Below are 14900 nucleotides of genomic sequence, written 5' to 3'. Positions count from 1 at the left end.
GAATTTGAGATGACTTATAGTGTGGGGTTCTATTTAACTTGGTTGTTTAAATACAACCACGCTTTTTATATTCGGCTTCCCAGCTTTGAAAGCGGTTTTCAATAATAGCTAATGCCTTTGATGTCATAGGCTTTTCTTTCTTAATTTGATTTTTAAACTTAACACCAGATAACTCTTCTTCAAACATACTTGGTACAACATGGCTGTAATGTTGCTCAATCATGGCAACGCTAGTTCCACATTGTTTAGCAAGAATATCCAGCCTTAAATCTCGACGTAGTAGTTGCCACGTAATATATGAATGCCGAAGTGAATAAAGTGTTCTAGGTCCATCAGGTGAGTCTTTTAAATCACATTCTTCTAATGCTTTACGAAAGGCTACACCTAATTCATTGGTTGTTTCGCCATCCTCAAGTCGGAATAGTTTGTCATTAGGTTTACGGTTAGGGAAACGCTCTCGTAGCTCTTCTAGACAATCCCATATTTGGTCGCGGGCTATAACTGTTCTAGTGCCTGTATGTTTAGTTGTTTTACCTTTACGGACTTTAACTTTGAATCGAACATTATGATCTTGGCGAGCCATTTCAATATCTCCCCACGTTATACCTTCCATTTCAGTGCCGGGACGAATCCCAGTATTAACACAAAATTCCATATAGCTGAGCAGCAATTCACGGATTTGTTTAGTTTTTTCTTTGCGACTATTGCCCACCAAGTCGAGAATAGTGTCGTAAACTTTATCATATTCTTCTTGGCTGAAGGCTGCGCGCCTTTTACCACTTTCGCCTTGAGCATTAAGTGAAGGTACCTGAGCGGCAATCATCCACTTATTTTCAATAGCTTCTTTAAATACCAAATTCATTGCCGAGTTGTGAGTAAGCAGTGTTGACTTTGCAGGAACACGTTTTAACTGTTTAATTCGCTCGTTATTAAACTCTCGAATTTTATCTTGATCGATATTAGTTATATAAGTTCTATCAAAGAAAGGGATGTGGTACTTGTTAAGTGCTTGTATATAGTCACGGTAAGTAACTTTACCGAAGCCATTATCAAGATCAGCTTGAAGGTTTTTAATGACGCGATCTGCCACATCTTTAAATCGTTTACTATCAACTAGTAGATTGTTTTCAGCTTTAACTTTGTGCTCCATAAATATAATGTGAGCACGGGCGATCGCTTTATCTAGTTCCTTTTCTTTAGTGGCTTTACTATACCATTTACCGTAGAGTACAAAGCGAGCATACCAGCGCAAGCTGTTGTTTTGTTTGTAAACGTACAATCCGTCTTGGATGTCGTGGCGTTCTGTTTGAGTTGTCATAAACTTTAGTATTCAACAAAATGATTTGTTTTGCAAAGAATTTGCAAAGTGTCTTTTGATGTTTTTATTCTGTTGATATTAAAGAATAAAATTAGGCGTGTTCTTTTCAAAATCCGTTGCCTTCGGGCGTGACGGTTCAAGTCCGTCTTCCGGTACCAATATTAAAGCCTTGTTCATACAAGGTTTTTTTATGTCTAAAATTTACCTATCTAATATCTAATATCTAAATTAACTATAATTCCAATGTAGAGGCTATGTAGACCATAAACTACATTTATAATGACTGTTCTTAATAGTCACCGCTGAAGAATTTTCAGGTTTAGTGCAACTTGCTCATAGGTCCATACAAAATAGTAAAGTTTGTAAGCTACCCAATGTGTTTCCTATACTTTGAAAAATGCAAAAATGCAAAAATGCAAAAATGCAAAAATTCAAAATTCAAAATTCAAAATTCAAAATGCTAAATGGGGCGCATTTAACTTTAGCTAGTGATTTTTATATGCACGTATTAAAGCATTACCAACTAACCCCACCACAGATAAAACAGTAGAACTTGAAGTATCTGATAGTGAAGTTATTGGCTTAATCTATTATTAAGGTTGATAGTAAATTGGTGATGCTGGCCCTACAGGCAAACCAAAACCGAATACCCAAACGTAGAACAATACTATCCAACCACACAAGAAGACAATGCTATAAGGCAACATGGTGGCAACGAGTGTTCCAATGCCTATATCTTTTTTGTATTTAGCCGCAACGGCTAAAATCAAACCGAAATAACTCATCATTGGCGTGATTAAATTAGTTACGGAGTCACCTATACGATAAGCGGCTTGAATGGTTTCTGGCGCATAACCAATTAGCATTAACATAGGAACAAATATTGGGGCAGTAGCGGCCCATTGTGCAGAAGATGAGCCCAAGCTCAAATTAATTAATGCACACAGCAAAATAAAGCCAATAAAAACTTCTGGACCTGTAAGACTTAAGGCTTGTAAAAATGCAGCTCCTTTAATTGCGATGATAGTACCGAAATTAGTCCATTTAAAAAAAGCAACAAACTGTGCGGCAAAAAACACTAGCACGATATAAAGTCCCATTGAACTGATACTTTTTGCCATTGCATCAATTACATCACGGTCTGTTTTCATCGTACCAACTACTTTACCGTATACAAACCCAGGAATTGCAAAAATAATAAAAATAAAAGCGACAATGCCTTTAAGAAACGGCGAACCTGCAACCAATCCAGTATCAGGGTGCCTAAGTACACCGTTTTCAGGAATGACACTTATCGCGAGTAAAATACACATTAGCAAAAACGTCATCCCAGCCCAACGTAATCCTTTCTTCTCTAGAGGTGTTATGTGTTCTACCGTGTCTTTTGATAAATCAATGCTTGATTCACTTGGATCATACTTTCCTAGGCGCGGTTCAACAATTTTTTCTGTGATTAGGGTGCCTAATATTGCAATGAGGAAAGTTGATGCGATCATAAAGTACCAGTTGGCTTCAGGCCCAACCACATAGCTTGGGTCAATCATCTGTGCAGCTGGCGTGGTAATGCCAGCAAGTAAAGGGTCGATAGTACCTAATAGTAAGTTGGCACTATAACCACCTGACACCCCTGCGAAGGCGGCTGCTAACCCGGCAAGGGGGTGACGACCAAGGCTATGAAATATCATGGCCGCTAACGGAATTAATACTACGTAACCTAATTCGGAGGCGGTGTTAGATAAGATAGCCGCAAAAACAATAGTAAAAGTAACAAGACGTTTTGATGCCCCCATAACCATATTGCGCATTGTCGCTGATAATAATCCAGAATGCTCTGCAACACTAACGCCCAATATGGCGACTAAAACGGTGCCTAATGGCGCAAAACTAGTAAAGTTGGTAACTAAGCCTGTGATAATTCGGTGTAAGCCATCAACTGACATTAGGCTTACAACAGTTATTATTCCGTCGGGTGACCGTCCTTTAGCGCCTTCAGGGCGCGGATCGACCACACTTAAACCAAACCAATCAGCTATACCACTACCAATAATAATAGCGAGACAAAAAATGGCAAACAAGGTTATTGGGTGAGGCAGAAGATTTCCAAGAAACTCTACCGTAGCCAAAAACCGATTAAACAAACCGTTTTTTTGCTCATTATTTGGTCTGTTATCTTTAACTACAGAAGTCATAATGCATATTTCCACATTATTAAAAAAATTGGAGGCAACATAACATGAACAGGTAACCTGTTCCAATTACATAATATTAACAAAGTGTAATGATTCAGTTGAAAAACGCTTAAAGCTAACCTTATGCTTAACTACAGCTATCAGTAAGTGATTGACTCAAAGAAATAATCTTTGGATAACCCTCATAACGGCCAGAAAAACAATAGTGCACGGAGTAGGTAACTGTAAAAACAGCATAACCAGTGAGTCTATTAAACGGGTGAAGAGTTCATCTAAATAAATGAGAGAGAAATTTTAAATACAATGGCTTTTAATTGATTTAAAATACGTTGCCTTCGGGCGTGATGGTTCAAATTTATTGACTAATACCAGTATACTTAACCCTGATTCGAAAGAGTTGGATTTTTATTTCTAGAAATAAATTATTTATAGCATTATTAAAGGTTTTTCATGGCAGCTACTGCACACGCACTTCATATATTGGTTAAACATAAAGAAATTGCTGAAGATATTATTAAGCAGTTAGGTAAAGGTGCTAAGTTTCAAACACTAGCCAAAAAATACTCTACATGCCCGTCTGGTAAAAAAGGCGGCGATTTAGGTGAGTTTAAACGAGGTCAAATGGTGCCACAATTTGATAAAGTGGCTTTTAAGGGAGCAATATTAGAGCCTCATCTAGTTAAAACTAAATTTGGCTGGCATGTAGTTAAAGTGCTCTATCGAACTTAATTCACTTTCGTTTTTTTGTTGTGCATAACTTCATGCTAAGGTGTCATTCTATAAAAAAGAGTAAGAATGAAAAAATGGAAAAATACGAAGAGTTACTCATTTCAATTCGAAAAGTCATTCGGGCGATTGATTTAAGGTCAAAGCAGCTTAATAAACTGTCTGGTTTAACAGGGCCACAATTGCTCATAATGCAAGAAATTGCACGAGTGAAAGGTGTTACAGCAAGCCAAATAGCCAAACAAATAAACTTAAGTGCAGCAACAGTGACTAACATTTTAGATAGACTAGAGAAAAGGGCGCTTATAAAAAGAGTTCGAAGTTCTGAAGATAAACGCCGTGTTAGTTTGTTTTTAACTGATGTCGGTGCAAAGTCGTTAATAGATGCGCCACAACCATTGCAGGAATATTTTATTCAGGAGTTTTGTAGTTTAGAAGAATGGGAGCAATCTTTATTGCTTTCGTCTATGCAACGAATAGCGACCATGATGGATGCGACGGGACTAGACGCAGCCCCCGTATTAGAGATAGATCCCATGCATATGAGTGAAATAAGTAAAGATAATATATAAATCAACGCGCTACGCTTTAATATGTACAGCAACTTGTTGATTGTTGCCTTTCTCGCCTAACAGGCGGTCAATAACGCCTGCCCAATCATTCAAAAAATTAATCACGAAGTATTAATATCTTAATGTATCAATACTTCGTAAATCTTGTGTAATCCTCGCAAGGTTGATTACATCAAATAGATTTTTTTAATTCATTAATCAAATTACGATTCTATGTAGTACTTATTAATAAGTAGAACTCTAATTATTAATTATTAGTTGGTGCTGGCTTTTATTGGCTTAACGTAGTAGGTGTTGAGATATATAGTTAGAGTTGATACTATTAGTGTACTATTCATTAATTGGATTCAGAAATGAAACACTATTCCTTGGCCGATTTCCATGAAGTAGCAAAAGAACATGATGTACTTTATGTTGAAGATGACGAAGCTAGCTCACTTGCTATCTACGATATAGGTAATGTTGAACTCTCGCCGTTTGCTGAAAAAATTAAACAATATGCATACAAAAAAGGGATTGATAAAATCTCTATCAAAGTAAAAGAAGCACAATCCATATATTTCTTTCAACATGGTTTTCAAATTGAAGCGACAATACTTGCATACTATGGGTTACAAGATGCGGTATTTTTGGGATATTATTTGAACAATGAAAATGCAGGTTGTAATACTAAAGAACAAGAAAAAATTTTGAATAAAGTACTTTGTGAAAATGTTAATGAAGCCGATTCAGGTGCGCTTGAAAATATCACGATTTCAAGAGATAGATTAGCCAATAATGTTGAAAGCACAAAGAAAGTTGTCTATTCAGGTAGAAGCGCTTGCAAACAGTTTTCATCATTTGAACCAATGAAGTTTTTTGCTCAAATAGGAAATAAAGTGGTAGCAACTGCTAGTGCGCAATTTAATGATGAAGAAAGTGCTGTTGAGTTTTCTGATTTCACGGTAAACGTTGATTATAATATTAACAATTTAATTTCATATCTGTTAATGGATATGGAATCGTACTACCTTTCTAAGGGGTGCTTAACTGCATTTACTATTGTTTCTGCAAATAGTATTGCCATTAATACTGTTTGTGCAGAAAATCATTATGAATATGGCGGTACCTTGAAAAATGAATCTATGATCAAGGGAGAGTTAACCAGTTTGAACACTTGGTTTAAAAGACTTTAAAATATTATGAATTCAATTGCGACTATTGATCTATCAAGTACTACAGAGATAAAAGCTTACATTTCTTGCCAACAATCAACACTAGACGAAAGTTTTTTTGAAACGCCCATTGAAGAGTTACAAGTTAAAAGAGCTATTGTGTTTGATGATTTACTCGTTCAATTGTGGAAATATTATCAACTCGATTCTATAGATAACCTTTCTTTAAACGCTGTAGGAGGTTATGGCCGACAAACCCTTCACCCGCAATCAGATATTGATATTTGTATTTTATTTGAAGAGACATTAACAACAAAACACGAAGAAAAATTATCAATGTTCTTAACAAGGTTATGGGACCTTGGTGTTGATATTGGGCATGCTGTTCGCTCAATGGAAGATAATGTGTTTGCCGCAAAAAGTGATGTAACTATTGCAACAAACTTACTCGATATTAGAACGTTAAGTGGCCAGAAAACTCACGCAACAAAAATATTAAATGATTTATATAGCCACGCTATATGGAGCAGCGAGGCGTTTTGTGAACATAAACTGCAAGAACAAGATGCAAGACATGATAAAGCAAAAAATACAGCATTATATTTAGAGCCAAATGTTAAAAATAACCCCGGTGGAATGAGAGATGTGCAAACTATCATTTGGATAGCGCGCAAGCAATATAATGTTGGTGATGTGCAATCATTAAAATCACTGGGTGTACTTAAACCCGATGAATACTATGAGTTAATTGAAGCATACGATTTTATTTGTCGAATTCGTTGGGCGCTTCATACTGTGTCTAACCGAGCAGAAGAAAAGTTACTTTTAGATTATCAATTAGATGTTGCTAAATTTTTAAAGTTTGGTTTCGGTGAAAATGCGCAGCTCGCGGTAGAAAAAATGATGCGCCAGCTTTTTAGAGCAATGACCCGAATTCAAGAGTTAAACCAGATGATGATTGGTGTTTTAAAACGGAAAATTTTTATTAACGAATACAATCTCTCAAAGCCAGTCGATTTAGGTGGGGGTTACCTTCTTGAAAATAACACAATAAAAGTGAGCTTTGATGAAATTTTTCTCAATAAATCTAAAGTGCTTCGTTTATTTAGATTAATTGCTGAACATGACGAAATTAATAATATAGCGCCAGAAACATTAAGGTTAATTCGCCAAACACGCCGACGATTATTAGGTGAATTACAAGATTATCAAGAATGTAGAAAAGAATTTATTGCACTCATTAAGCATAAAAATGGCTTAAAAAGAGCGTTTAGTTTAATGCACAGGTATGGCATTTTGGCATCTTACTTTCCTCAGTGGAGAGCTATTGAAGGACAAATGCAATTTGACATGCATAATGCTTATACCGTTGATGAACATGCGTTTAAATTAATTCAATATATAGATGGTTTTGAGACATATAAAAACAAGAAAGGGTTAATTAACAGTATTTATAAACCGTCTACTCATAAGCATATATTGGTAATAGCCGGGTTATGTCACGATTTGTCTGGCAAACAATCAAACGAAGCGAATGAAATCAGTGCAATGCATGCTAAAGAGTTCTCTGTATTGCATGAATTAAAAAAGTCTGAAATTGATTTAATTCACTGGATTGTTCAGCATCAGGATTTGCTTATTTCTACGACGCAAACACTCGATATATCAGACCCTGAAGTGATTAAAAAAATCGCAAAGCAAATACGTTCGGAAGCAAAATTGAATGCACTCTTTTGTTTTACGGTAGCTGATTTAATGGCGACTAACGATGACGTTTGGAATGAATGGCAAGAAAGTCTTCTTAATGATTTGTACTTATCTTTAAGAAACGCCCTTAAAAATGGCATAGAGAATGTTTTTGAGCAGCGAGTTGTGATTCGAGAAAATAAAGCGGATGCATTAGTTGAATTAAATATTTCAGAAGATGAAAGTCATACAGTTGAAGAGCTATGGTCGAGGCTCCCTTCAAGTTTCTTTAGCTCTAATCAACCGCAAGAAATAGCGCTATTTACAAGAGAAATAATAACTCATGATACCAATAAACACGTTGTCTCTGTATCAGGAGACTCGAATCTAGAGTGTAGTAATCTATTAGTTTACGTTAATGATAGAAGTATGTTATTTGTTGATATATTCAACGCTCTGTCGTTATTAAAAGTTAATGTAAAAGAAGCGCAATTACATAAAACTAAACATAACAAAGTGTTAGAGGTAATAAAAATACTTGATCATAATGATGAACCTATTTCTGCCCCTTATCGAATGCAACAAATTGTTAAACGTGTCGAGGAAGCTATTTTAGGAAACGTAAACGTTAATAAGCTTTCCGTGCCAAGGTTTGTTCATAATTTTGAAAATGTCCCTGAAGTTGAATATTTGGTTACCCCAAAACCTAATAGAACTTTAATAAGAATAAATGCATTAGATGACCCATTATTTATAGAAAAAATATGTAATGTCTTTAAACAGAAAGAGTTAACGATACATTCCGCAAGAATTAGCACAATTGGTGAATGTTCAGAAAGTGTTTTTTCAGTCTCATCAAAAGATAATACTGAAGTGAGTAATGAAGATAAATTAGATTTAGCAGAGCTATTAATTAGTAACATTGTTTAACGACAATGATGATATGCAAATGACAACATAGTGATTTTTTTGATTTTTTTTTGAAACTTCTCAATTGTGTTATATATTTAGATTAGGATTCATAAAATGTCAGAGCTCCCTCCTCAATGGATGAAAATAGCCAAGTCTCAGCAAGAAAGAGTAAGATTCTTTTAGTTTTTTATATGGTGGAGCTTTCAATTGCAATCATTTTTATTGTGTTGTTAGCGACTAGGCCGACTACTTCTAATTCATTGATTCTATTATTATTTGGTTTAGCATTTCTCGCTGTTCCCTTACTTATTAAATATAATAAAATTTCGTTTGCCTCATCTACTGTAATGCTGTTGTGTACAGCACTTATTTTAACGTTTGTCTGGTTACACGAAGGTTTGAAAGATGAAACGATGATGGTTTTTCCTGCTATTGCCGCCTTTTCTTTAATTACGGGGTCATTAAGACTTTTTAATTGGATCGTCGTTATTATTATTTTAAATATTATCACCATTGGATTGTTAAATAGTTATGGAATTATGGAACACAAGGCTGCTAATGGTGGAATGTTCAGTGCAATCATTTTAATTGTTATTTTTTGTGTCATCACTTTTACTACAAAACGCATAGCTCTAGAAATGGTGAATTTAATTAAAGAGTTAACCGATCACAAAGATAATTTAGAACAAAAAGTAGAAGAAAGAACTATTGCGTTAGAGGAAAACTTACTCGAATTAAAACAAACCCATGACAAATTATCTGAAGCTGAAAAATTCGCTTCTTTAGGAAGACTCGTTGCAGGGATTTCCCATGAGATTAATACACCTATAGGCATTGCAGTAACAGCATCTTCTCTTGCCAGTGATAAGATAAAATCTACCGCGGAAAAATATAAAAACCAACACCTGACACGTCGAGAATTCGAAAGTGCTTTTAGTGATATGGCAAAGGGCATGCAGTTGGTTAGTAGTAATCTCGAGAGGGCGTCAAGACTGATTGCTGAATTTAAAAGCGCGAGTGTGGTGACTTCAAACGAACAAAGACAATGTTTTGACTTAAAAGAACACATCGATATAAGTGTTGGCACATTAAAAGGATTGTTAGATGAGCACGGTGTTGAAATACATGTTAAATGCCGCTCAAATATTTCTGTTATTCAAGATCCTAATGCTATGAGCCAAATATTAATTAATTTGATAGTCAATTCAATAAAACATGCATTCAAGCAGGTCTCAAGTAAAAGGATTGATATTATTATTGAAGTGACAAATGGTTACATAATGATGGATTATTTAGATAACGGTGTCGGACTAAATAAAGAAGTAACAGAGAAAATCTTTGAACCTTTTTTTACAACGAATAGAAACGCAGGCGGTACTGGGTTAGGTATGCACATAGTTTACAACTTAATCACTCAATCGTTGCACGGCGATATTGTTATTGTCAGCACAGAGGAAAAAGGAGGTGCTTATTTTCGGATTAGTTTTCCTAAAGAGCCATTATCAAACGCATGATAAATATTCCTCAATGCCATATAAATAAGCCTCATTGCTCTGTATACCTTTTCATGTTTTAAGGTACAGTAAAAAGGTTAGAAAATACGTATTGTAAACGTTGTTTAGTTACAGCGTTGATATGTAGTCTTCACTATCTTCTTGTAGCATTTTTTCTATATGCAGCGCATTTAATGGTTTGCTGTAGAAATAACCTTGAATATAGTGACATTGTCGAGAGACAAGAAAATCAACTTGTTCAGGCGTTTCCGCACCCTCAGCGACACATCGCATTCCAAGGTTATCTGCTAATGAGATCGTTGCTTCAATAATAGCTTCATCGGTGTTTTCTATACCTATGTTGGAAATAAAGCTTCGATCAAGTTTAATAATATCTAATGGGAATGACTTCAAATACGATAAAGATGAAAAACCCGTACCAAAATCATCGAGTGATAATGTTAAACCTATTGCTTTTAGTTGTTTCATTTTTTCGATAGCGGTTTCAGGAGCTGAAATAAAGACAGATTCAGTTATTTCGATTTTTAATGCAGAAGCAGGTAATTGATACTTTTCAAGCATAGTAACAACTAAGGACACTAGATCTCCTTTGCTAAAATGACTTTCTGCAACATTAATTGATAAGTAAAATTCTGGGCGATATGTGCGCCATACTGTTAAGTCCTGAAGTGCTTGTTCTAATGCTGTTTCTGTCATTGAAATGATCAAATTTAAGTCTTCAGCAAGCGGGATGAACTCAAAAGGAGGTATCATTCCTTCATCGGTTGGCCAACGCATAAGCATTTCTACACCTATCGCTTTGCCATAACGAGCATCAACAATAGGCTGATAGTGATTAATAAACTGTTTATCTTTAACGGCTTGTTTTATTTTTGTTTCTTGAGTTAAGCGTTTAGCTGCTGCTTCATTCATTGACGCTTCAAAAAATTGATAGTTATTGCGGCCATTCTGCTTAGCACTATACATAGCGATATCGCTATTCCTTAATAATTCAGCAGAGTCTGTGCCATCGTCCGGATAAACGGCAATACCGATACTAGCCCCAATACTTACCGTAGTATCTTTTAATACAAAAGGCTTTTCTGCAACATTAATGAGTTTTTGAGCAATACCGGTTAAGCTGTTTGTTGATTTAAACTCTTCTAAGAGTATGACAAATTCGTCGCCTCCTAATCGAGCAAGCGTATCATCTTGCCTTAAAATATTATTGAACCGTGTTGAAACCTCACTCAGTAATAAGTCACCATAATCATGACCTAAGGTATCATTGATTTGCTTAAACCGATCTAAATCGATAAAAAGTACAGCTAATGATGATGAATGTCTTGCTCTAGACTCTATGGCATGTTCAATACGTTCTATAAGTAAACTACGATTGGGTAAGCTTGTTAAATGGTCATAATTTGCCATATAGCGTAGTTCTTTTTCAGCTTGCTTTTGTGCCGTAATATCTGTCATCACGACAATGTAATGTAAATCACCATGTTTATTAATGGCGACGTTAATTTTGATTAATACGTGGAATATTTCCCCTGAAGAGGCTTTAACTAGATCCTCACCTCGCCAGTAATCATCAACACCTAAGCTAGTCACTATGTCTATATAATATTTTACTTTTTGTTTATTTAAGCCCAGAGTTGACTCTTCAAAGTCGAGTTCTTCTTCTTGCCAGCCAAATACATTTCTAATGGCCTGATTCGATGTAACCTTGGTAAAACCTTGGTTGATTATTAAGACCCAATCTTTAGTTTGTTTAAATGCTTCGCCGTAATATTGAGCGCGTTCTTCATCAACTTTTGATTGGGTAATGTTAGTGTATGATCCTGTTACTCGCAGCGGGGTATTCGCATCATCTAATTCAACTAACTTACCTAAATCTCTATACCACAACCATTGATTATCAGCGTTTTTTAATCTAAATGTGGCTGAAAAAGTATCTTCAGGCTCGGTGTTAGCTATAAACTGATGCCAGCTAGTTAAATAAGCCGCTTGATCGTCAGGGTGGATAAGGTTTACAAACTCTTCAAAGGGCATTTCATATGCACTTTCATTGAAGTTGGTTGGATGTTCTAAGCGTTTAGCGGTAAAGGTGTTATTACTTGCATGCCAATCCCAAACATCACTATTACTGCCCTTTAAAGCGAGTTCTAATCTGTTTTCTCGATATTTTACTTGCTCATGAGCTGCTAGTAATTCATTGCGTTGTTTTGTTCTTTTTCTTATCCAAGCGCTTGTAATGACAATGATGATGGTTAAGTACACAATAATCGCTATTGGAGATCGCCAAGGAGCATAAGATACATTAAAGCGTATATGTGTGGGTTGTGAATATTCCCCCGTAACTGGAGATTTAGCTTTAATCGAAAGCGTATGACGCCCTGAAGATAAACTAGGAAAAATAATATGATTTTTATAGGTAGGGGGATAATCGACCTTACTGTCGTTTAATAATGAGTATTCAAATAATATGTTTTTATTTTTAGAAAAATTAAATGTGGTAAAGTCTACGCGAATACCGACATCGTCGTAAGCAATTTCTATAACGTTGTCTGTGTTAAAAATATAGGTGTCATCAAGTGAACGGGTTAGTAGCGCTACATTGGTCACAAAAACCTTGATGGGTTGTTGTTTCTCATTGTTTTTTAATTCAATGGGATCAAATATTGAGATACCTGTCATGGCACCATACATTATTTCATCTGTAGGGAGTTTTATATGGGCTCCTGCATTAAACTCCATCCCGGTAAAACCATGATGGATACCAAATTTTCTTATATGAAGGGTTTCGGGGTTAAGAACATATACTCCATTATGGGTAGCAACCCATAAATCACCTTCTTTATCTTGATATAAGCCATAGAGGTTATCATCTAATATGCTGTTTTCAGCATTGAATTTATGAAGTACTTCTTTTGTGCTTAATGAAATGCAAATAATACCCTGAGAGGTATGTGCTATCCAGATACGATCATTCTTTTTATCTATAAAAAAGCTGTCAATAAAGGCCCATTCATTAACAAGTACATCGTTGTTTTGAAAATATTGAGTAAATTTATTTAGCTTAATATCATAATGCCATATTGCATTAGGAGTACTTAGCCAAACTTCATTTTCTGATTCTTCACTGGCAATAAAATACCAAATATCTTTAATACCTTCTTTCGCTAAGTGACTACTGAGATCTGTTATTTCTTCAGTATCGGTATTCAGCTTAATGAACTTTTCCCCTTCTGTTAAAAGTAAAACGTTGCCTTGAGTATGATAAACAGGGTAATCACCTTTGATTTGCTCAATAATGTCGTCTTCAAATGGAATAGAAATAATTGATTTGGTTTTTATGTCAAATAGTCTAAGTCCTACAACGGTATTTAGCCAAATAGTATTATTTTGACCATAGTGTAATGAGAGTATATTACTTTCGATGAACGTTGAATTCGCATTGGGTGTATATAAAAACTGTTCAACAGTTTTTGTTTTTCTATCAAGTCTATTTAGCCCGTTAGATGTTGCTACCCAGAAGATATTATTATCATGTTTATCAGCTAAAATAGCTAAAACACTGTTATTGGTTAAACTGTCATTACGACCTTTATAGTAGCCATAGTTTTCGATCACTTCTAAACTTGGATTCCATTTTAAGATACCTTGACTAACACTTACCAGCCAATACATGCCATCTTTATCGACCATTAAAGAAGGTATGGTGTTATTGGCAAAAGAAGGATCGTACTCATCGAAGCCAAATAAAAACCTGCTTTTTTTCGTTTTGGTATTCAATTGATATAGACCTTTAGTGCCACCAATAACAAGTAATTCTTTGTTAGTAAAAAAATTCCAAACCGAAATGTGCTCTATTTCTAACGTATATTTGATTAAAGCGTTTGATGAGCTAATTTTTTTGTCTGTGAACAGGTTGTTTATTTTTGTTATATCAAGAGAAAATAAACCATCGTTTGATCCACGATAAAGCTTGTTGTCTATCACTGCTAATTTATAGGTTTTGTTTGCTTGTAAAGGAATAAAATTAGTTTTGTCTACATTCTGTTTAGTTAATTCAGGTAATTTGGTTACCTCATTTAAATCAATACTATAGACCAGAACACCTTCTCTACTAGCAATATATATATGTGAATTGTGGTGGAGTATTTGCTGAGCATAGGTGGTACTTTGAAAGCGTGTCGTTAAGTCAACTTTCTTGGTGTATTGATTAGTTGTTAAATCGATAACTCCGAGCTCTTTACTCGTAGCGATCCATACTTGGTTTTCATTAATTACATAATCAATCAACCAGTCTTTAGGAGTTAATTCTTTATTACTAAAGACTAAGTTGAATTTATTTTCTTTTTTATCAAAGGTATATAAACCTTTACCATGAAGTAAAAGCCAGATAAGTCCATTTTCAGACTGAACGGTTTTTCCTGCGCTGTAGTTTGAGAAATCATTATCAGGACCTTCAATTTTTTTAAAGCTATAACCATCATATATCTCAACCCCGGCTTCAGTTGATATCCAAACAAAACCATCATTATCTTGATTGATATAAGTGACTGATACCTGAGAAAGACCATCCTTTACTGTTAGTTGCTCTAAAACTAAGTTGTTAATTTTAGCATGTGCTAGCTGAAAAATAAGGCAAAGGATAGTGCCAATAAGTATGCAGCTTTGAAGTGGCCATGTATTTTTTTTGATTAATTTCAAGTTTAATAATGCCGATATTTTTATTTAATGGTTATGTAGGCTCATATTTAAATATATGTCACCTTTAATTAATGTACAAACAATTGTTTTTTATTTCATTAAACGGATTAACTCATATTTAAACATATATA

General features: G+C 35.0%; 8 protein-coding genes. 5 read left to right on the top strand and 3 right to left on the bottom strand.

The features are described 5' to 3' along the window. Positions 1 to 46 precede the first annotated feature (46 nt). Both D1094_RS01060 and D1094_RS01055 read right to left on the bottom strand, forming a co-directional pair. Positions 47 to 1318 carry a tyrosine-type recombinase/integrase gene (locus D1094_RS01060; protein WP_118958228.1) on the bottom strand — a complete coding sequence of 424 codons (1272 nt, stop codon included), beginning with the start codon at positions 1316 to 1318 and terminating at the stop codon, positions 47 to 49. Positions 1319 to 1911: 593 nt separating this feature from the next. Next, positions 1912 to 3507, bottom strand: a complete 1596-nt coding sequence (locus tag D1094_RS01055; RefSeq protein ID WP_118958227.1) for an AbgT family transporter — start codon at positions 3505 to 3507, stop codon at positions 1912 to 1914. 450 nt (positions 3508 to 3957) lie between these two features. On the opposite strand from D1094_RS01055, the gene D1094_RS01050 reads away from it, so the two are divergent. The 5 genes from D1094_RS01050 to D1094_RS01030 all read left to right on the top strand — a co-directional run bounded on the left by D1094_RS01050 (position 3958) and on the right by D1094_RS01030 (position 10071). Beyond that, positions 3958 to 4236: a peptidylprolyl isomerase gene (locus D1094_RS01050; protein WP_118958226.1), complete on the top strand. Its 279-nt coding sequence runs from the start codon at positions 3958 to 3960 to the stop codon at positions 4234 to 4236. A 74-nt stretch (positions 4237 to 4310) separates the two neighbouring features. Next, complete coding sequence (locus D1094_RS01045; RefSeq protein ID WP_118958225.1) at positions 4311 to 4805, top strand: MarR family winged helix-turn-helix transcriptional regulator; 495 nt, start codon at positions 4311 to 4313, stop codon at positions 4803 to 4805. 353 nt (positions 4806 to 5158) lie between these two features. Then, positions 5159 to 5980, top strand: coding sequence for a hypothetical protein (locus tag D1094_RS01040; RefSeq protein WP_118958224.1), 822 nt, complete (start codon positions 5159 to 5161; stop codon positions 5978 to 5980). 6 nt (positions 5981 to 5986) lie between these two features. After that, complete coding sequence (glnD, locus tag D1094_RS01035; protein ID WP_118958223.1) at positions 5987 to 8575, top strand: [protein-PII] uridylyltransferase; 2589 nt, start codon at positions 5987 to 5989, stop codon at positions 8573 to 8575. A gap of 116 nt (positions 8576 to 8691) precedes the next feature. After that, the gene (locus D1094_RS01030) at positions 8692 to 10071 is read left to right on the top strand and encodes a sensor histidine kinase (protein ID WP_118958222.1); all 1380 of its coding nucleotides are present in this window, start codon (positions 8692 to 8694) and stop codon (positions 10069 to 10071) included. A 108-nt stretch (positions 10072 to 10179) separates the two neighbouring features. On the opposite strand, the gene D1094_RS01025 is transcribed toward D1094_RS01030, so the two are convergent. After that, a complete protein-coding gene (locus D1094_RS01025) occupies positions 10180 to 14769 on the bottom strand; it encodes an EAL domain-containing protein (protein ID WP_118958221.1) in 4590 nt (1529 codons plus the stop codon). Positions 14770 to 14900 lie beyond the last annotated feature (131 nt).

The organism is Colwellia sp. RSH04 (assembly GCF_003545765.1).
Lineage (GTDB): Bacteria > Pseudomonadota > Gammaproteobacteria > Enterobacterales > Alteromonadaceae > Colwellia.
The sequence above is the reverse complement of the archived record's forward strand: the minus strand, read 5'-3'. Positions and strand labels throughout refer to the sequence as shown.